The sequence below is a fragment of the Pseudomonas fluorescens group sp. PF-69 genome (assembly GCF_054481235.1).
Genome location: NZ_JBTMNC010000001.1, coordinates 3828972 through 3846550 on the forward strand (window position 1 = coordinate 3828972; position 17579 = coordinate 3846550).

The window sequence follows — 17579 nt, forward strand, 5'->3', positions numbered from 1 at the left end:
CCCCTTGTAGCAGTACACGTAGGCGAACCAGGCGAGGGCGATCATGGGGTCACCCCGTCAGCAATAGCCCAGCAGATTTGCCTGGCGTAGACCGAAGGCACGCGCTTCACCTGGCCGGCCCGTTCCAGGCGCTCAAGTTGACGGCGCACCCAATCCGTTTTCAGTCCCTTGTGCCCGTCCATGGCCAGGGCGGCGCGGTCCTTCTGGCTATGGCTGGCCTGACTCAGCAGACCGAAATAGCTGTTGGCTGTTTCACGAAGATCCTCGGCAGGCGCCGCGGCTGTTCGCTTCAGCGCCTGGGCCAGTGACCGCTTGCGGGTGGTTCGCCGCCAAGGCTTGATAACGTGGCCGACGAAGTCGACGCCCCGGTCAACCGGCTGCAGGATGGTCTTGCTCGGATTCAGCTTGGCGCCGAGGCTCGGCAGGAATGCTTCGACTTCTGCCAGCCACGCGTTGAGCTGTTGCGGTGATTCATGCAGGAACACGAAGTCATCGACATAGCGGACGTAATGCTTGGCGCCGAGCTTGTGCTTGGCGAACTGGTCAAGGGCATTGAGGTAGACGTTGGCAAAGAACTGCGACGACAGGTTGCCGATCGGCAGGCCGAGTCGGGCAGGCTGAGCCGTGAGGCGCTTGTGCTGCGGAACCCGGTTGAACAGATGGGCCGGGCTATGCACCTCGTAGTCTTCGCGAGGGTCGTGCATCAGGATCTGTTCAGCGAGAGCCAGCCACCAGGGTTCGGTGATCTTGGCGGCCAGCTGCTTGCGCAGAACCTCTTTGTCGATGGCGACGAAGAAGTTGGCCAGGTCGCACTTGAGGTAGAAGATCGGTTTCGACCAGTTCTGACTGGCGCTGCGGATCTTCGCCTCAAGCCGCTTTGCGGCGTACAACGTGCCGCGCCCGGGAATGCAGGCGCAACTGTCCGCTATGAAGCTGGCGTAGAAGCGTGGTGCCACACGGTTGTACAGCAGGTGGTGGACGACGCGATCCCGGAACGCTGCAGCCCAAACCTCGCGGGCTTTTGGTCGGGTGACCACGAAGCATATTGAGCGGCCTGGCCGGTAGGTGCCGGCGATCAGGTCGGCGTGAAGCTCCGTCAGGTTGCGTTCCAGATCCATTTCGAAAGCCAGTGCGCTGGCGCTGTTGCGCTTTGTGCGGCGGCAGTCGTAGTAGGCCTGGACAAGTTCGCTGAACGGGTAGGGACCAACAGTCGAATCTGCGGACGGGGCGGACGCGGAGCTCGTTGTTCTTGTCGTTGTTGTTCTGATTGCCATCATCGAAGTTCATGTTGAATGCGTTGTTGGCGGAGCGCTGCGTACTCAGCCAGTGCCAGCGATCCTCGCGCAGGTCGATCAGGCCTTCAGACTTCGCCGCCATCAACAGTTGGCCTTCGAGACAGGATGGGATGAAGGCATCCAGTTCCAGGGCCTTCACGGCGATTACGCTGCCTGCCTTGGCCATGGCGCGGGTATTGGCTGCGCCGTCGCTGTAGCTCTTGGCGCCGGCGACATCCTCGCCGTATTCGCCCCAGCGGCCGGTCAGTTCGTCGTCGAGCAGCACCAGGGCGCGTTCCTCGCCGTTCAGCCAGTACCGGGTGACGAATGTTCCGCCGGCGAGCGGCTGGCCACGATCTGGAAGGTCGGCGGCGATTACGGATTGCTGTACTTTCTGGCTCATGGTTTTCTCCAGTCAGGCGCCGCCGTCCGTTAATGGGTGCGACAGTGGGTAGTGGCATTTTGGGTATATGTGGAGTATTTCTGTTCGCCCGGCATTTAGCCGGAATGAGGAAATACGGATGATTACCGATCACGAAGTTGCACTTGAGCAGGCGTTGGTTGCCATCATTGGGGCAGCCATTGCCAGCGGACTCGATGTAAAAACCTTGCTGGATGATGCGGCGGAGGGCCTGTTGGGTAACGCGCCATACCGCTGGGTAGGGCACCCGCATGTATCAAATGCCATTCAAGTGATGAGTGATGCTCATGCGCAGGCGTTGAGCACCGCTCCAGCTTCATAGTCGAGGCAGGATTATTCGTCGCGACAGATGCGCAGAGCTTCACGCCTGTAGGCCAGCTCAAGCTTTTGCGCCACGGGCTCGGGTACTTCGTATTTTTGTCGCGGCGGCGGCTTCAAGAAGCAAAGGGCTTGCTGAGGCCCGACCTCGTGAAGTGCGGGAATTATCAGCCTCATCGCTGCGCTTTGATCGTGTGAACCAGTCCATTTCACCAAGTCATTCAGTGCTGCCAAGGTTCCCGGTCTGGCGCCGAACCTGATCGGCGCACTGTCTGTAATGCGCGCCACGTTTTGGCTATCTTCGATTTTGTGGCGCGAGCCAACAAACCGCATAACGCCTTCCGGGCCCAGGTCTTGAACATGATGAATCATCAATGTCAGCGCCTCGCCTTGCTCAGTAATCTTGGCCCATTCCATCAACTCGGCCAGCGCATGGCGTGTACTGGGTGGAGCGCGTAGCCTCAACTCCTCTTCGCTGAGCGCAGCACGCTTTAACGCAGCTTTGGCTGATCGCTGCTGATCTGTCATCGCCATGACCTACCTCTTCTATCCCACTGGCCGGCAATGCCAGCCAGGTTTGTCGTTTGCGTTGTTGAACTCGAGCTATGCGGCGCATGAGGCTCTGCCCTGACGTGCTTTCGGGTAGTCGATGCCGTGGGCGGCAATGATTCGCTCGAAGGCTTTATTGCCGATGGCCAGCTTTCCGCAGCACTGGCGCCGGGAGATTCCAAGCTCCATGAAGGCCCTGATCCGCTCGGCATACTTCGCGTCTCTGGCATCAGCTTGCTCCTTGCGCAGCGCGTCATTCGCACCTCCCCGGGTTGGGCGCTGGAATGTGATGTCATGCTCTTTGGCGATGTTGTAGATAGCCTTCCTGCTGATGCCGACGGCTGCCGCAACCTCTACCTGGGTGTGCGTGCCGCTCAGCCCGCGAACTTGATCGACCAACTTTTCGCGCGCCTGCTGGCGGGCATCGAATGCAGTTGGTGGTGGGGGAGGCGCTTCAACCCGGCGCCGAACAAATGGCTTCGGCGCCGGCGGCATCTGGTTGCTGTAGCTGATCGGCTTGGGCTTGTAGTTGTAGGGCTCGGCTTCTTCGATCTTGCCGCCAGCGGCCAGGTACTGCTCGACCTGGGCTGCCAGTTCATTTGACTTGGGTCGAAGCTGCTCGACCAGACTGAGGTGGTTGCTGATCATGCGGCCTTACTCCGCAGCTTCGCCTCATACCCGTCCACCAGAAGCTTGAACTGCCAGAGGTCTTCTTCGAGCTTTTCGATGTAGTCGTCATCGCGCTTGAACTCTTTCCACCAGAGCTGGCGACCAACCACCTTCAGGTCCGGGCAGTACATCCCGATGTGCCACCATTTGCGCCCCGTAATCCACATACAGCCTTGGACTTGGTCCATGATTTCGCTGGCATCATTGTCGATGTGGAACGAGCGGAGCTTTTCCGGTGCGAGGAAGCACTTGTATTCTGCGCCGCCATCTTCACCGATGAAGCCGTCGGCACTGGCTCCGAAAACACCATCGTCGGTCTTGACCAGCCCCACCTGAGTAACCATCAGGCCAGTCTGGATTTCGTGCTCCATCCTCGCCTCAGGTTCCAGTTCGTGCCCCCGGCGCATTTGCCAGGTTTCAAAGCCGTTATCCAGCGGCTTGCCACCGATCCGCTCAACGGCAAGTCGGAATGCGTAATCCAAAGCCTTGGCAGTAGGCTCGCCCTTGTTTGGGCCTGACTTCAGGCGAGTTCGGGCGTCGCCGAACATGCTGGCGGTGATAACGCCGGCCCGCTCCTGGTGCCAAGCCTCTGAGCCCTGGGCGCAATTTACGATAATCATGCTGACACCTCCTCAAATTCGACTTCTTCGTCTGTGCCTGCATCGCCAACTGTTTCGGCGTCAGCCACTGGCTCAGGTTTCGTTTCGGCGGACTTCAGTGCTACACCGCGAGCTCCAACAGCCACCTTGAATGCCTCGTAAGAGGTCATGTCTTTGACTTCGTTGATGGCCGATACGCCTGCCTTCCAAACCTCTGTCAGGGCTTCCGGTGTGGCTGCTGCATTTGCCTGGGCAATCCAATGTTCAGCCAGCGCTGGGTCGTGCGGCGCCGGGGTGGGCTTTTGGTTTCCCGGCTGCGTCGACTCCTGTGGTCGCAGCTCTTCCGGCAGGTCTTCAATGTCTTGCGTGAAGATGTCCGAGGCCGCGGTGACGTTTAGCGTCATGGCGATCATGGCGCGCTTGCATGCCATCTTGAGGATGGTGTTCGCCAGGTCTGCTGGCTCGGTGCGGATCTGGTCGGCGGTGTTGCCGTTCTTGTAGTACTTTTTCCGGCGAAGGTTTTCCGGGGTGGCGTCGAGCTCTGCTTTACAGATCACGCCTCGCCATTTGTATTTCTCTTCGCTGGATGAGCACTCGCCAACGCCTTCGCCGAGGGCTACTCCGGAGATCTGATGGCGACCCACGCAGGTGACCCGGTAGCGAGCCACGCCTTGCACAGACAGGTCTTCGATCTTGTATTCCTGGGCAACCCTGAAGGTCACGCAAAGCACTTCGGCGCCAGGCTTGTACAGGGTTGGCTTTTGAGTGCCGGGGATGGTGCCGTAGTGGGTTTCGCGCTTCATGATGCCTTGCATCACTTCTTGCACCAGGTTCACTCGCTGGCGAATCTCGACCGCCGAGAAGCGGTGTGTTTCCGCCGCAGTGAGGCCCGAGGCCTCCCGTGCTGGCATCTGTATGATCTCGTTCATGGCGGCCTCAGTATTGAATGGTAATGGCAGGAATCTTGCGCTGAGCGATGAGGACGACAGCCTGCTTGGCGCATTCCTCTGGCATCCCGCCAGCGACGAAGGCGTCCAGCGCAGCACGGTTGATCTTCATCTTGTGAGCCTTGTCGGCCTCACGCGCTGCTTGCTGGCGAGCCGCTTCATCAGCTTCTGCTTGCTGACGGGCAACTTCGGCCAGTCGGGCGCGCTCAGCGGCTTCGGCTTGGCGGCGCTCGGAGTCGATCCGTTCCTGTTCGGCGCGCTGTTCGGCTGCTAACTGGTCAGCCTTGGCTTGTGCTGCTTGGCGTTCGGCTTGCTCAGCCTGGAGCTGCAGTTGCAGGCGCTGACGTTCAGCCAGTGCTTCGGCATCACGCGCTGCTTGTTCGGTGGCGCGTTGTGCGGCGGCGGCCTGATCCAGCAGTTCCTGTTCACGTCGTGCGGCGGCATCACGTTCAGCCTGTGCGCGTTGGTCAGCTTCGATACGGGCCTGTTCGGCGGCTACACGGGCAATCTCTGCCTCGCGGTCACGCTGGGCTTGTGCTTCGGCCTCAGCACGCAGACGGACCAGTTCGGCCTGCTCGGCTTCGTATTGCTGGCGGGTGGCAAGTGCGGCGCGCAGCTTGGTCAGCGTCGTTTCTTTGGCTCGGGCGGCTTCGGTCTCGAACTCTTCCCAGTGGTCGCCCATCTTGATGGCTTCGACAGAGGCGATGGATTCCAGCAGGACGGCGGCGCTGATGTCGGTTAGGTCGGCGCAGAAGTCGTGGATAGCCTGAACTGCATCAACGTGCTTGTCCTTGCGGGCCTGCTGCTCGGTTTCCCAGTCGGTCAGGGGCTTGCGTGTTTCATCGCGCAGCACGTCCATGGCATCGACGAACTCGCGCAACTCGGCCTCGACGACCTTTGGCATTTCCTTAAGGCGGCGCAGGTACTCGCGGCCGGGTTTCTCGACGGCGACCTTGGACTTGCTCACCTTGGCAGCCAGAGAGGCGATACGCTCGCGACCTTTGGCAGTCTTGAGGTCTGGCACCTGAGAGCTGACTTCCTCCTTCACCGCTTGCAGGAATGGCTTCAGGCCGTCTTTCACATAGATGGCTGGAGCATTGGCTTCGCTGATGTCGTCGATGGTGACGGCAACTTGATTCGCAGACATGGAGGCTTCCTTCCGCCATGCAGGCGGCGTATGAGTTCGAGTTATTGGGTTAGGAGGGGATATCAGGTCACGAACGGTCTGGGTTAGCCCGCGCTGCCGTGGTCGCCAAACTGGCTTTGCAGGTGAAGGACCAGCTCCTATTCGCCCTGATTGGCGGTGATGTGCTATCGCGCTCTTGCCGCCTTGCGCGTCTGGGCCATCCAGTTAAGGCCCTCCCAGCGAGGGTGAATTACGAAGTGATACGGTCGGCGAGGGCGCCGAGGATCATGACGAAGGTGGTGCCGAGTAGGACGATGGCTGAGCCGCGCAGGATGTAGATGCGTTTGGCGCGCTGGTAGGAGGTCATGACCAAGACCTCAGCTGCGACATAACCAATTCATGGAGTGCCTTTCCGTTCCTGCTGATGCGCTCGCCGCGAAGCTGCCACTTCTTCGTGCTGGGCCAGCAGTCGATCATTCGGCCATCAGGTAACGTCAGCACGACATGGAAGCCGTTGTTGTGCTTCTTGTGGGCAATACCGGTCCTGGACAGCCAGCCATCAAAGCGTTGCATGGCCTCGGCCTTCATGCGCTTTTTATGGCCTTCCGGGTTCGGCTCGCTCCCCTCGCCGCCGCAGTTACGGCAGCAGCGTGGATAGCCGACATCCTCACCGATGAAGTCGCAGCAGCTCATGCAATGAGAGCCATCGGCTACGTTGTCTTCGTAGAAGCTCATCGCGACACCGCCACAGGCAACTGAGCCGCCCGGTGCACTTCACGCATTTCGTCGTAGGCGCCCCAGATGAGGACGGTCACGAAGGTGAGGATCCAGAAGAGTTGTTTCATGATTCTTTCTCCTGCTTGGCTTTGATCGCGCAGTCGGCGTGCTGTGTGCGCCACTTACCTTGATGGCGTTCAAAGTACCCTGCGCCTGCTGGAACATTGCCGTGGCACCGATAGCAGACGCCTGCGTACTTGTTCCTCATTGCGCCACCCGCACAACTCGGCGGCCATTCTTGATGGTCACTGCCGAGCGGATCGGGCAGTTGATCACCAGCGTGTCACGGGGCAGGCCGAGCGCTTCATTCAGCGGCATGCGGGAGGGCGACAAGTGCTCAAGTACGAGCTCATCGACCAGTTCTTCGATCAGGGATTTCACAGGGGAAGTAGTCATTCCGGATCTCCATGTCTTTCGTGGCGGGCGTCGTCGAAGCCGAGCTGCCAGTTGCTGTGTTCGAGGCTTTCTTCTGGGAAAGGGCTCGAAGCGCGCTTGCTGTAAGCGCGGTAGCCAATGGAGTAGGGGGTCGGCGGATTGTCAAACGTTGCTTCGGGCTGGCTCATGCTGCGACTCCCTTCAGATCGTTGATGCGCTTGGCGCGCTTGTCGTCCAGTTCGTTGCGGTACTTGTTGGCCGTGGCTGGGTCGATCAGCTCGCAGAACTCGGCAAGCTCGATCATGCCCATCACGAAGGTGTGATCCGGCACCGGTGAATGAGTAACGCCGATCTTGGCGACCTCGTACTCGATGGCGAGGGCTGCTTTCTGGTCGCTCATGAGTCGTCATCCTCCGCAACCTGCTCCATGGCCAGGCCAAACCATGGCACGACCAGTTCGAGCGCGATTTCCTGAAGGCCGTGTAGGCCAAGCAACTTTTCCGCGAAGCTTTTGCCGTTTCCGCCTTTGATTGCGGCAATGACCAACTGCGCAAAGTTGTCCTCGTCGTCCTCGCCATCGATCTGGCGCTGATTCAGCTGCGCCTGGACCTTGTCGAGAAAGTCGGCGTAACTGATCACCTTCGTCTGGCGGCGAGTGCGAATCACAACGTCACAGCCCAGCACCAGTTGCTCGGCGGCGTTGTAGGCCCAATCATCAGCAGCCTCGTCGCGAGCTGACGTGTCGGCCGGAGTTATGTTGTCCCAGCGAGACTGGGCTGCTGCGAGTGCGTTCATGGTCGCCTCCAGATCGGCGTGTGTTAGGCGATATACCCGCCCGGCATAGTGGTGACGACCTTCCTCGGTGCGTCATGCATCCGACCTTTGGCGCAGTCGTGGACGTCGGGGCGGGGCTTGCGGGGTGAGGGGGTTGTGCGTTTCATGGCTGCACCTTCAGCCCGGCGGCTTCGATGGCTTTCGAACACTTCCGGCGCATGTCACAGCCGCCACCTGAGAATGTTGCTTCTTCGTCGGTTCGCTGAGCAGTCGGCATTGGCGGGAGCTCGATCACTATTGCCTTGCGTGACTGCCGCCATGCCCACCACGCATAAATCAGGGGACTTGTTGAGTAGCTATCGTCCTTCCGGCTGAGCTGTATAGCCGTCAATGGCTGACCGGCCTCTTCTGCAATAGCCGCTTCGAACTCATCACGCATCTTGTCGGTCATGGCGCCACCTGCTGAACCGCCTCGCGGAACCGTGAAGGCGCCCAGTCGCACGACTCGTCTTCTGCGATATGTCCGAACATAGCGATGCAGCGCTTTGCGTACACGCAGTCGCCGCAAGTCTTGCCTTCTGGCAGGTTCATCTTGTCGGCGTTGTCCGCTGTGCGCGGATATGGCTTTCGTTGTTCGCTCATGGCTGGCTCCGCTCGGCGAGCATGGCGTCTGCCTGCATATAGGCGACCTTAGAAATAACGACCATTCCTTCGTCGCGCCTGACCATTCCTTCGTCGCGCCCCATGTTGGCCAATTCGCGTTGAGTTTCAGGGTTCATGATTACTGCCGCCATCGCCTTGGCCGCGAAGTAATCGCGCAGGCTCATGCCAAGCACCGCTCCGTATTGGTTGCTGTCGAGCGGAAACGCCGGACCGCTTTCATCTATCGCGCTCATCACACTCACCTCCAATCGCGCAATAAAAAGCCCGACCGAAGTCAGGCTTTACCTTCCCTACGTCACGACCGGGCGCATGAGGCGTCGGATCGTTGTTGTCTGTTACATGGCTGCAAATCCTCCGCGTTGAGTTGATAACTGTATTGGCCAAGCAAGCTCCGAAGTAATCGAAACTCCATTCACCGCCTTAAGCGATATGCATACTCTCAGAAAGGATTTACTCGAGTTATCCCGTCCTACCATTTGCGAGCATCACCAAAATGCTTGAACTTGCTTGCCGATACAGCCTCTCCATCACCATGGAGATATCGGGCCATTTTCGTCTGGCAAGACGTGTACGGAGAGGGGGGCGGGTTATTCGGTGGCTTTGGCGATTGCCGCAGCAGCATCAGCGATTGCTTTGTCAGTGACCTCGTTGCGGTGACCTGGCAAATAGCCGATCAAAGCCATATGCGCGGTCTTGAGTGCAGCCAGAAGCGCTGGTGCAGAGGCAATCAGCTTGGCGTCGTCTCGCCAATTGGCAAGCTTCTGGCCTTGCGTGATTGCGACGTAACCTGAATTCAGCATGTCGCAGATGATTTCATCGGTTGGCCGCAGTTCAGTGATTACTTCCCACGGCCCAGGCGTATGTTTTTCCGTCATGATCTTGCTCCGTTCGTGGCTTTCGAATGCCTCCCGGGGTGTGAGAGGCATTTGTAAAGCCAGATGGCCAGCCTGAAACAGCAGGAAGCCATCTGATATCCGGTCGCTCTCTACTGGAGGCAGCGACTGGGTGTTGCGTCAGTCATCGATGTAGGTGGCCTCGTTGCGAGGAGTGTTGCTTCGTCCACATCGGTAGATCGTCTAGATTCATAGCTCGACCCGCTTCGGCATGCTTGTGAGCGGCGGGGTTGTCCTCGGCCAGACGATCTACCGATGCGCTCTCATAGAGAGGATCGGGCAGTTAACGACAGGCTGTCGTGGCGCTGGTTGTTCAGTCGTCTTCGTCCTGGGCGAGCATCTTTTCGATGTCGTCGGCGGTTGGCTTCTTCCAGTTCTTGATCTGGCCAGTTTCCAGATCGATGTTGAGGACCAGGTAATCACCGTAGTGGTCTCCCGGGAAGAAGTCCGGCACATAACCTTCGTAGCTGCCTACTTCTTCGCCCTGTGCGTCCTTCAGACCGGCAGCGAAGCCGTCTCGCACCTTGATGTGCAGGTGCAACTCGGTCACGTCGACCTGCACCGTTTTCTGCTGGTTGATTTGCATGCTGCTGTCTCCGGTTGATTTTCCGGATGACCCTGTTGCCAAGGTCATCGAGGAAATCTGTCATCTCCACCACGCGCATCGCCCGATTCATATCTCTGGCCGGCGTCACACATTTCGTGTTCAGTGTTCTTCCCGGCTGGCTTGCGTGGTTTCGCGTACTCACATCTGGTGAGCACGGCCAGTTCCAGAGCTGGCATGGCATCGACTATTTGTTGCTCGCACTTACCGAAACGTCCGGGGTAGTCGATGGCGAGGATCCTGAGTTGTTAAAGAGCTGCAGGACTTTTCAGTCCCTGGCGCCTCGTTGTTCTGTGGCGTTGAACAAAAGATAAGCCAATGCCTAATGTCTGTAAATAGGTAATGCCTAATTATTTTCAAATAATTTTCCTCAGCTGTCGGTTCGATTTGGGGTGTTGCTTTTCGCAGCCGTTGCGATAAGCTTTGCTAAACCTGTATGGATGTACAGCACTTGGAGGCGGTAATGGCGAAGGCGCGAAAACCAGAAAAGAAGGCAGAGCGGAAGGAAATGAGCGGTATTGAAAGGCTGGGGCTGCGGGTGTCTTCGATGATCAATCACCCTGCCGCGCAGGCTCAGCGCTGGGTAATGATCCATCGCCTGGATTCGGATGGTGATCAAGAGTGGGAGGAGGTGATGGGCCTGCTATCCGAGACGGATGGCATCGACATGACATTCAATGACGATGAGTCGGTGACGCTGAAGTGGGAGGCGAGCGTGGAGGAAGATCGCCCCGTGGAAGTGGAGGATGAACTTGAAGTGGAGGAGGTCGCGCCGTTCTGAAGTTACAAAAAAGCCCGCGCTCAGTGGCGGGCTTTTTACATTTTCAGGCTGTTACAGCTTTGATGCTGCCTCGCTGGCCTTAGCTGCTTTTTTCATCGCGACAGATGCGGCAACCTCATTATTCGAAACAGACGCTCCGAAGGTATTGATATCGTCTGAGTAGCGATTCAGTGAAATCGTTACCCTGCGACCCTTCCAAATAAGGATGTCATTCTCGAAGGTGGCCCCGGCCTGGGTCTTCACCGCCTGAACAGAACTGGTCGATGGCTGGCCGTATTTCGATATGAATAACGCTTTCACCTTATCGAAGTCGCGGGTGTTCCCAGAAAGGTACAGATACTCGATCTTCCTATCAGAAAGCATTGTATTGAGGCTGTAAAAGTACGAGAGCCCAAGCTTCGGCAGACCTTTTATTTCGTAGTAGTCGGCTGTGTACGCCTTATCTCGGCAGAGGCTTGCGGGTTCTTGCCCAGGAGATAGGCGAGGGCACTCGGGCAAATCATAAACAATATCCCCGCTGAGCTTTACGCCCATGAAACTATCAGGCTCTAGATTCCAGGGTGGTGGTTCTGCTGGTTTTTTTGCCGCTAAAGCTGAGCTCGTGACGAGAGATGCAAGCAGGAAAAAGGCAATCTTCGATTTCATTGGTTCCCTCCAGGGTTGATCTAGAACTCTACCTCGGTGCACGGCCATCATTGTCTAGCAGGTAAGGGCGGGAGCGAAAAATACCGCACTGGGTGGGCCACGCGCCAGCTAAACCAGGTGCGCATTCCACACCAGTAGCACGCGCGCGAGGATGTGGGTGTCGTCCCGCCGTATACGCTTTGGCGTGTGGCGTGCGTTATCCGAGATGATTTCAAAGTGATCGGCATCAGCGACCTGCACGCGCTTGATGTACAGCAGGTCATCCCACACATAAAGATAGATGCCGTCCCCCACGAAATCCCTGATGCTAATGTCTACGATCAGCGGGTCTCGATGCTTGATCGTCGGCTCCATTGACTGGCCCCAGCCGGTGACCAGCTTGAGGTAGTTGAAGTCTTCGTACTCAACGCCAAGCTCGCGAAGATGCTTTTGACTAACGCGAATATCCTTGAGCATCTCTGGGAAGTCAGCCGCCTTCTGCCCATCACCCATTGCGCCGCGGACGTCGTAGTGCGCAATCCTGATTTCGTCACCAACTAGGCCGTGGCGAGAGAAATCTGCGGTCACAACATTGCTCGGCGTTTCAGCCGCCGCCACGATTCGGTCGCGAACATCGCTCGATAACCCCTTTCCTTGAGTCATCAGCATCCGGCGAACAATCTCAGCCGCCGATGCTGGTGGCTCCGGCGCGTCCTCAATTTGACCAATGAGAGCTTCGGCTGAGTCATCCGAGAGGTTTTCGTAAGAAAAGCCAGGACGCAAACCCCAATGCTCTGGGCCTACGACATCAGCGAAGTAGGCGATCACGTCCATCAGTTTCGACTTGTCGATACGACCGTTTTTCACCCAGCCCTGTACCGACGGAGGCTTCACCAGGAAGTCGTCTGCGAGTTTCTTTTTCGATACGCCCTTGGCGATCCGTGCGGCCTCAATGGCGGCACCTAATTCCGGTCCGGTAAGCATTGCCTAATTAGGCCTATTTTGGCATTGATTAGGCAATGGCTTGTCTATGATAAGGTAATGCCTTATATTCACATCCAATCTCCAGGAGAGAACTCATGAAATCAGCAGATGCAGCCAAAGAAGCATCCCGACTGCTGGGCAGCCAAGCGGAACTGGCGCGCCTGCTTCGGGTTACAGCTCCAACCGTCAACCAGTGGTGCTCGGGCGAGCGCGCCGTACCGGCAAAGCGAGCCCTCCAAATCGAGGCATTGACCGAAGGCCAGATCAAAAAGTCCGACCTCTGCCCATCTTTTCCATGGGGTCAGATCAATGCTGACCCCAGCCAATCCCTTTCTGCCGCTTAACCCAATTTCAACCACGCAAGGAATAAATAAATGGCCTACGACGACACACGCCACCTAAAGGATCGGGAGATCAAATCCCGCTATGACGACGAAACCTATGAAGCGCTGAAAGCGGTAGCGCGACTCCACAAGCTTCAGCTCGCCGTGTTCGTTCGCATGTGCGTTGAGGAAAAGCTGGAAAGCATCGTTGAGACAGATGCTACCGGTAAACACATGTCGGCCTGAAGGGCCTGAAGGAGGCTATGTGCCTGAAACCACGATCTGCCATGGGATCGATGGGCGCCTCTACGAAAAGCTTGAACGGTTGGCAAAAGACGCGGGCATGACGCCCGACGAGTACGCCGCAAAGCTTGGAGCAGAACGCTTTTTCGAGAAGACCAGGCCAAAGGGAGCAGGAAAGCTTCGAAACCTGCCAACACCCCGGCGCAACCATCCGCCGGACTTAAAAGGGCCTGAAAAAGGAGGGGCTGATGAAGACCTTGAATAGCTGGCTCACCAAATCGAAGACACAAAAAAGCCACCGGGCAAGGGTGGCTTTCTGTGTTTCGCATTGCACTAAGTTCTGGAGCAGATAATGCGCACTCAACATACCAAAGTCAATCCCCTATCAATTCATTCCGCGCCACGTTTCGTCCTTGATGAAAATGTGTCGCGGATTTCCGCCGTAGATGTCGGCGGCGTGACTATTCGTCGTGACGCAGACGGTCGCTATTCGCTGAATGATCTGCATCGATCTGCTGTAGAGAATGGCAAGGCTACTGATAGCCAGCGCCCCGGCAACTTCCTGAAAGCTGACTCCGTGTCTGCATTCATAAAGGCTCTAGAAACTGCTACGAAAATAGCAGTTTGCGTAAAGCTCCCAGGCCGGTCTGGCGGAACATTTGCTGATGAACTGATTGCCATCCGTTATGCCGCGTGGATAGAGCCTGCTTTCGAGGTCGACGTCTACCGCACCTTTCAATCCGCAAAGCGTTCTGCCGCCGAGAGCGTTCGAGAAGGTGTTGACCACGCAATGTCCCGCGAGCGTGCGCGCCTTGAAGCGCCGGCTCTCACTGACGCAATAAAGCATGGTCGCCTAGCTGCCGGTAAAGAAGTGAAGCACTACCACTTCAGCACCGAATTCGACCTGATCAACCGCATCGCCCTCGGCATGCCATCCAAGCAGTACCGCGTTGCTCACTGCATCAGCCAGAACGAAAGCATCCGCGACCACCTAACTCCATGCGAGATCAAGTGCATCGAGCATTTGCAGCGCCTGAATGCCTCGCTGATCGACGTCGGTATGCCTTATGAGGCCCGCAAGGAGCAGCTGAGCAAGGTTTACATCCAGCGCCATAGCCGTGCGCTTCTTTCTGAAATCAAGCGCCTGGAGTTCTGACCATGGCCGGAGACTGGATAAAAATGCGAATTGACCTTCAAACTCATCCGAAAGTTTTCCGCATGGTGTCCGCATTGCAAGCGGACAGATTGCGGGTTATCGGCGGACTACATGTCGCTTGGAGCATTTTCGACACCCATTCCGATGACGGTGTGCTTCATGGTTACACTGTCGATGCAATGGACGCTGTAATCGGCTGGCCAGGCTTCACTCAGGCCATGGTTGACGTCGAATGGGCCTGCATCACTGACGACCACTGTTTGATCATGCCGCGCTTCGATGAGCACAACGGAAAGAGTGCAAAACGCCGCGCAAATGACTCTGAAAGGAAGCGCAACTCCCGTGAATCCGGGGGTGTCCGCAATGTGTCCGCTAGTGATGCGGACAAAAGCGTGACCAGAGAAGAGAAGAGAAGAGAAGAGAATAAAGATCAAGATCAAAAGACTTCCTCGATTCCAGATCGGGAGGACCTCTTCGCAAAGTTCTGGGCGATGTACCCGAACAAGAAGTGCAAGGCGGCTGCGCAGAAGGCTTGGTCGAAAATCAAGGTCACTGAAGGCCTCTTCGAACTGATCGCTGAAGGCCTCGCCAAGCAGGTCGTGTCGCCCGCATGGACCAAAGACAACGGCCAGTTCATCCCGCACCCATCTACTTGGCTCAACGGAAAGCGCTGGGAGGACGAGGTTGTCACGCCGCCAAACAACGTCCATCCATTCCCACAATCTCGCCATACCGGCTTTGACACTCGCGACTACTCCGCTGGCCTGACCCAGCGGGAGGATGGCACTCATGCGTTCTGAAAACGTTATTGCAATGCCATCGGCAGTTGCTGAGCCGCATGCCCAGCCAGCTGTGTGTGACGATCACGGGCCATTCAGCCAAAAGATCAACGTGATCTTTGGAAAGGAGTTCAAGACGGGTTGCCCTGAGTGCAGCCGCATCCGCAACGAGGAGGAGGCGGTGCGCACGCAGGCCCATGACGCAATGCTGGAACGTATGCGGATGGCTGAAAAGCTCGGCTCAGCGCTTATTCCTAAACGATTCACCGGCAAGACCTTTGACGGATACGTCGCCAAGACTGGCGAGCAGAAGGAAGCGCTGCGCATCTGCCGCAAGTATGCCGACGTGTTCCCGGAGATCTTCGAGACTGGCCGTTGCCTGCTGCTGTTGGGAAAGCCTGGGACCGGGAAAACCCATCTCGCCGTATCGATCGCCAACCAAATCATGAGCACTTCCAGCGCAACAGCCGTGTATCGCACCGTAGGAGCCGTCCTGCAATCGATCAGGGCTACGTTCGACAGATCCAGCGATCAGTCTGAGGCTCAGATCCTGTCGAGCCTCATAGGACCTTCTCTGCTGGTCCTGGACGAGATCGGGGCCAGCAAGGAAAGGCCAAGCGACTTCGAGCTGTCCACCCTGTTCTCCATCATTAACGGCCGCTACGAGCAGCAGCGCCCGACCATCATCGTTTCCAACCTGAAGGCCGACGAGTTACCCGGCGCGCTAGGGGATCGCTGCGTCGATCGCCTACGCGAAGGTGGCGGTATTGCGGTCAAGTTCGACTGGGAATCACAACGCGGCAAGGAGGGCTTCTGATGAAAGATCATACCGATAGAGCGGCTATTCGAGTTGTTGTCGCCATGATCTCGATGCTGCTGTTCATAACGATTATCTGGGGGCCGGTGAACACCATTTGGGTCGCCCCGTGGATTTATGACGGCACCACGTTCGGCTCGCTGGCTTGGCGCAAGGCATGGGTCATAAACGGATGGATTCTTTTCGCGCCGATCTTCGTCACGTTTGGATACTGCGTCTTCACGATGGCCAGAGCTATTCGAAAAGACGAGATCGAACGCAGCAATCGGAGGGCTTCGTAATGGCTGACATCTGCGATGACGCCGACATCCTCATTGAGCAGCGCCGCGACCAAGCGCTTGCCCAGATCCCCCGTTACACCGGCATCAGCGCCACAGAGTGCGAGTGCGGCGAAGAGATTCCAGAAGGCCGTCGCCAGGCTATTCCGGGGGTGCAGCTGTGCGCTGGGTGCCAGTCCATCAGCGACCTGAAAGCGAAGGGGGTGCGCCGTGGGTAAGTTCGATCAATCCGTACTCGCTTACTACCAAGAGCAGGGCGGCGCCACTGCCTGGATTTGCTCGGGCGCATTGAAGGTTCCTCGGGAAGAGGTGAGCAAGGCCCTTCAGCGCCTCAAGCGCAAGGGCGTGATGAAAAACAATGGGCCTTTTTGGGAGTGGAAGGCGCCGTCGCGGCAGGAGGTTGGCTATGAGTAACGTCATCGTCAAACCTCGCCACTTCTGGTCTGCCGGCGCCAATCGAATCCGCGACGTGTTCAAGCTGGCCTATCAGTTCGCCTTCGACCTGTCGGTGTCCAGCGCAGTCGAGATCATCGTCCGCCCGGTGAAGTCCCGCCGCACGCTGGAGCAGAACGCCAAGCTGTGGGCAATGCTCGGCGACATCTCTCGCCAGGTTGAATGGCCGGTCAACGGCGTCATGCAGAAGCTCGACAGTGAAGACTGGAAAGCCCTGATGACCGCCGCAGCCCGCCAAGAGATCCGCATGGCCCAAGGCATCAACGGCGGCGTGGTGATGCTCGGGGAGAGCACCAAGCGCATGACCGTTGCCGAATTGGGCGATGTCATCGAATGCATGTACGTCTTCGGCGCCGAGAAGGGCGTCACCTGGAGCGAGCCGAAAGGGCAGATGCCAGAGACTTGGGAGGCGGCAGCATGATTTGGTTTATCGCGCTGATTCTGGCCATGGGCGGTGAGCCGTTTGGTGCTGTGGTGTGCTGCCTGATCGCTGCCGTGATGGAGGTTCGCTGATGAGCCTCTCATCAAAACCGCGCAAGCCCAAGACCTGCATCAACGAAGAGTGCAGGGCCTCATTCGTACCTCAGCGCCTCGGTCAGAAGGTCTGCAGCCCTGCCTGTGGACTGGCAACCAAGGACGTTAACGCTGACAAGGCGCGTAAGGCCCTTGCCGATGTAGGGCGCAAGGAGCTGAGAGCGGCCAAGGAGCGCGTTAAGCCGAAGGGTCAGTACATGCGTGACTGCCAGATCGCGTTTAACGCCTGGATACGCGCCAGAGACGCCGGGAAGCCATGCATCTCATGTGGAACGACCGCGAATGTCCAATACGCAGCCGGCCACTACCGCACCGTCAAGTCGTGCCCAGAGCTTCGATTTGAGCCGCTCAACGTTCATTTGCAGTGCAATCGCAACTGCAACATGGGGAAGTCCGGGGCAATTGTTGAGTACCGCATCGAGCTGGTGAAGCGGATCGGCGCCGAGCTCGTTGAATGGCTCGAAGGTCCTCATGAGCCCAAGCGCTACACCATCGAAGATCTGAAGGCCATCACCGCCAAATACCGCGCCAAGACCCGTGAACTAAGGAGATCAGCGGCATGACCACCATTCCAAGCGACATCCTGCCTCACCTGTGGCTACTCCTGATCATGCCGGG

The 17579-nt window shown here is 57.7% G+C and carries 31 protein-coding genes and 1 pseudogene; 14 read left to right on the forward strand and 18 right to left on the reverse strand.

From position 1 onward, the window contains the following. Positions 1 to 182: 182 nt before the first annotated feature. Positions 183 to 1277, reverse strand: a pseudogene (locus ACX3YF_RS17845) (RNA-directed DNA polymerase); the annotation flags it as partial. Between the two features lie 49 nt (positions 1278 to 1326). Here ACX3YF_RS17845 and ACX3YF_RS17850 point away from each other — a divergent pair. Both ACX3YF_RS17850 and ACX3YF_RS17855 read left to right on the forward strand, forming a co-directional pair. After that, positions 1327 to 1710 (forward strand): hypothetical protein, encoded by a 384-nt coding sequence (locus ACX3YF_RS17850; RefSeq protein WP_458974002.1) that lies wholly within the window; start codon positions 1327 to 1329, stop codon positions 1708 to 1710. 85 nt (positions 1711 to 1795) lie between these two features. Next, the gene (locus ACX3YF_RS17855; RefSeq protein ID WP_458974003.1) at positions 1796 to 2017 is read left to right on the forward strand and encodes a hypothetical protein; all 222 of its coding nucleotides are present in this window, start codon (positions 1796 to 1798) and stop codon (positions 2015 to 2017) included. A gap of 11 nt (positions 2018 to 2028) precedes the next feature. On the opposite strand, the gene ACX3YF_RS17860 is transcribed toward ACX3YF_RS17855, so the two are convergent. The 15 genes from ACX3YF_RS17860 to ACX3YF_RS17930 all read right to left on the reverse strand — a co-directional run bounded on the left by ACX3YF_RS17860 (position 2029) and on the right by ACX3YF_RS17930 (position 9971). Beyond that, the gene (locus ACX3YF_RS17860) at positions 2029 to 2547 is read right to left on the reverse strand and encodes a hypothetical protein (protein WP_458974004.1); all 519 of its coding nucleotides are present in this window, start codon (positions 2545 to 2547) and stop codon (positions 2029 to 2031) included. Between the two features lie 69 nt (positions 2548 to 2616). Then, positions 2617 to 3210, reverse strand: coding sequence for a hypothetical protein (locus tag ACX3YF_RS17865; RefSeq protein ID WP_458974005.1), 594 nt, complete (start codon positions 3208 to 3210; stop codon positions 2617 to 2619). Beyond that, complete coding sequence (locus ACX3YF_RS17870; RefSeq protein WP_458974006.1) at positions 3207 to 3851, reverse strand: lambda exonuclease family protein; 645 nt, start codon at positions 3849 to 3851, stop codon at positions 3207 to 3209. Before ACX3YF_RS17870 ends, ACX3YF_RS17865 begins: the two co-directional genes overlap by 4 nt. After that, entirely contained in the window at positions 3848 to 4759 is a 912-nt protein-coding gene (locus tag ACX3YF_RS17875; RefSeq protein WP_198132179.1) for a hypothetical protein, read from the reverse strand. The genes ACX3YF_RS17870 and ACX3YF_RS17875 overlap by 4 nt, the downstream gene beginning before the upstream one ends. A 7-nt stretch (positions 4760 to 4766) precedes the next feature. Next, positions 4767 to 5924 carry a hypothetical protein gene (locus ACX3YF_RS17880; protein WP_458974007.1) on the reverse strand — a complete coding sequence of 386 codons (1158 nt, stop codon included), beginning with the start codon at positions 5922 to 5924 and terminating at the stop codon, positions 4767 to 4769. Between the two features lie 342 nt (positions 5925 to 6266). After that, a complete protein-coding gene (locus tag ACX3YF_RS17885) occupies positions 6267 to 6638 on the reverse strand; it encodes a hypothetical protein (protein ID WP_458974008.1) in 372 nt (123 codons plus the stop codon). Positions 6639 to 6884: 246 nt separating this feature from the next. Then, positions 6885 to 7076, reverse strand: coding sequence for a hypothetical protein (locus ACX3YF_RS17890; protein WP_458974009.1), 192 nt, complete (start codon positions 7074 to 7076; stop codon positions 6885 to 6887). Next, on the reverse strand, positions 7073 to 7243 hold the full coding sequence (locus ACX3YF_RS17895) for a hypothetical protein (protein WP_458974010.1): 171 nt from the start codon (positions 7241 to 7243) through the stop codon (positions 7073 to 7075). Before ACX3YF_RS17895 ends, ACX3YF_RS17890 begins: the two co-directional genes overlap by 4 nt. Continuing rightward, positions 7240 to 7455 carry a hypothetical protein gene (locus tag ACX3YF_RS17900; RefSeq protein WP_458974011.1) on the reverse strand — a complete coding sequence of 72 codons (216 nt, stop codon included), beginning with the start codon at positions 7453 to 7455 and terminating at the stop codon, positions 7240 to 7242. Before ACX3YF_RS17900 ends, ACX3YF_RS17895 begins: the two co-directional genes overlap by 4 nt. Further along, a complete protein-coding gene (locus ACX3YF_RS17905) occupies positions 7452 to 7850 on the reverse strand; it encodes a hypothetical protein (RefSeq protein WP_458974012.1) in 399 nt (132 codons plus the stop codon). The genes ACX3YF_RS17900 and ACX3YF_RS17905 overlap by 4 nt, the downstream gene beginning before the upstream one ends. 142 nt (positions 7851 to 7992) lie before the next feature. Then, positions 7993 to 8280, reverse strand: a complete 288-nt coding sequence (locus ACX3YF_RS17910) for a hypothetical protein (protein ID WP_458974013.1) — start codon at positions 8278 to 8280, stop codon at positions 7993 to 7995. Continuing rightward, positions 8277 to 8471 carry a hypothetical protein gene (locus ACX3YF_RS17915; RefSeq protein ID WP_458974014.1) on the reverse strand — a complete coding sequence of 65 codons (195 nt, stop codon included), beginning with the start codon at positions 8469 to 8471 and terminating at the stop codon, positions 8277 to 8279. The genes ACX3YF_RS17910 and ACX3YF_RS17915 overlap by 4 nt, the downstream gene beginning before the upstream one ends. Beyond that, positions 8468 to 8725, reverse strand: coding sequence for a hypothetical protein (locus tag ACX3YF_RS17920; protein ID WP_458974015.1), 258 nt, complete (start codon positions 8723 to 8725; stop codon positions 8468 to 8470). The genes ACX3YF_RS17915 and ACX3YF_RS17920 overlap by 4 nt, the downstream gene beginning before the upstream one ends. Positions 8726 to 9079: 354 nt before the next feature. Further along, positions 9080 to 9367: a hypothetical protein gene (locus ACX3YF_RS17925; RefSeq protein ID WP_458974016.1), complete on the reverse strand. Its 288-nt coding sequence runs from the start codon at positions 9365 to 9367 to the stop codon at positions 9080 to 9082. Between the two features lie 331 nt (positions 9368 to 9698). Continuing rightward, positions 9699 to 9971 carry a hypothetical protein gene (locus ACX3YF_RS17930; RefSeq protein ID WP_458974017.1) on the reverse strand — a complete coding sequence of 91 codons (273 nt, stop codon included), beginning with the start codon at positions 9969 to 9971 and terminating at the stop codon, positions 9699 to 9701. Between the two features lie 481 nt (positions 9972 to 10452). Here ACX3YF_RS17930 and ACX3YF_RS17935 point away from each other — a divergent pair, with 481 nt between their 5' ends. Then, positions 10453 to 10770: a DUF1654 domain-containing protein gene (locus tag ACX3YF_RS17935; RefSeq protein WP_458974018.1), complete on the forward strand. Its 318-nt coding sequence runs from the start codon at positions 10453 to 10455 to the stop codon at positions 10768 to 10770. Between the two features lie 51 nt (positions 10771 to 10821). On the opposite strand, the gene ACX3YF_RS17940 is transcribed toward ACX3YF_RS17935, so the two are convergent. Together ACX3YF_RS17940 and ACX3YF_RS17945 are read right to left on the reverse strand one after the other, a co-directional pair. Next, on the reverse strand, positions 10822 to 11415 hold the full coding sequence (locus tag ACX3YF_RS17940; RefSeq protein WP_458974019.1) for a hypothetical protein: 594 nt from the start codon (positions 11413 to 11415) through the stop codon (positions 10822 to 10824). Between the two features lie 108 nt (positions 11416 to 11523). Continuing rightward, positions 11524 to 12378 carry a S24 family peptidase gene (locus tag ACX3YF_RS17945; protein ID WP_458974020.1) on the reverse strand — a complete coding sequence of 285 codons (855 nt, stop codon included), beginning with the start codon at positions 12376 to 12378 and terminating at the stop codon, positions 11524 to 11526. Positions 12379 to 12473: 95 nt separating this feature from the next. Between ACX3YF_RS17945 and ACX3YF_RS17950 the strand changes: the two genes are divergently transcribed. The 11 genes from ACX3YF_RS17950 (at position 12474) to ACX3YF_RS18000 (ending at position 17524) form a co-directional block, all read left to right on the forward strand. Next, positions 12474 to 12722: a Cro/CI family transcriptional regulator gene (locus ACX3YF_RS17950; RefSeq protein ID WP_458974021.1), complete on the forward strand. Its 249-nt coding sequence runs from the start codon at positions 12474 to 12476 to the stop codon at positions 12720 to 12722. Positions 12723 to 12752: 30 nt separating this feature from the next. Next, positions 12753 to 12947, forward strand: a complete 195-nt coding sequence (locus ACX3YF_RS17955) for a hypothetical protein (protein WP_027921524.1) — start codon at positions 12753 to 12755, stop codon at positions 12945 to 12947. A gap of 19 nt (positions 12948 to 12966) precedes the next feature. Then, a complete protein-coding gene (locus tag ACX3YF_RS17960) occupies positions 12967 to 13209 on the forward strand; it encodes a hypothetical protein (protein WP_458974022.1) in 243 nt (80 codons plus the stop codon). Between the two features lie 87 nt (positions 13210 to 13296). Then, positions 13297 to 14100 carry a KilA-N domain-containing protein gene (locus ACX3YF_RS17965; protein ID WP_458974023.1) on the forward strand — a complete coding sequence of 268 codons (804 nt, stop codon included), beginning with the start codon at positions 13297 to 13299 and terminating at the stop codon, positions 14098 to 14100. Between the two features lie 2 nt (positions 14101 to 14102). Then, the gene (locus tag ACX3YF_RS17970) at positions 14103 to 14900 is read left to right on the forward strand and encodes a Pyocin large subunit-like protein (RefSeq protein ID WP_458974024.1); all 798 of its coding nucleotides are present in this window, start codon (positions 14103 to 14105) and stop codon (positions 14898 to 14900) included. Next, positions 14890 to 15696, forward strand: coding sequence for an ATP-binding protein (locus ACX3YF_RS17975; RefSeq protein ID WP_458974025.1), 807 nt, complete (start codon positions 14890 to 14892; stop codon positions 15694 to 15696). The genes ACX3YF_RS17970 and ACX3YF_RS17975 overlap by 11 nt, the downstream gene beginning before the upstream one ends. Continuing rightward, positions 15696 to 15977 carry a hypothetical protein gene (locus tag ACX3YF_RS17980; protein WP_458974026.1) on the forward strand — a complete coding sequence of 94 codons (282 nt, stop codon included), beginning with the start codon at positions 15696 to 15698 and terminating at the stop codon, positions 15975 to 15977. The genes ACX3YF_RS17975 and ACX3YF_RS17980 overlap by 1 nt, the downstream gene beginning before the upstream one ends. Beyond that, a complete protein-coding gene (locus tag ACX3YF_RS17985; protein WP_458974027.1) occupies positions 15977 to 16192 on the forward strand; it encodes a TraR/DksA C4-type zinc finger protein in 216 nt (71 codons plus the stop codon). Before ACX3YF_RS17980 ends, ACX3YF_RS17985 begins: the two co-directional genes overlap by 1 nt. Next, positions 16185 to 16388: a hypothetical protein gene (locus ACX3YF_RS17990; RefSeq protein ID WP_458974028.1), complete on the forward strand. Its 204-nt coding sequence runs from the start codon at positions 16185 to 16187 to the stop codon at positions 16386 to 16388. Before ACX3YF_RS17985 ends, ACX3YF_RS17990 begins: the two co-directional genes overlap by 8 nt. Then, complete coding sequence (locus ACX3YF_RS17995; protein ID WP_458974029.1) at positions 16381 to 16848, forward strand: recombination protein NinB; 468 nt, start codon at positions 16381 to 16383, stop codon at positions 16846 to 16848. Before ACX3YF_RS17990 ends, ACX3YF_RS17995 begins: the two co-directional genes overlap by 8 nt. A 91-nt stretch (positions 16849 to 16939) precedes the next feature. Next, positions 16940 to 17524, forward strand: a complete 585-nt coding sequence (locus ACX3YF_RS18000; protein WP_458974030.1) for a recombination protein NinG — start codon at positions 16940 to 16942, stop codon at positions 17522 to 17524. Positions 17525 to 17579 lie beyond the last annotated feature (55 nt).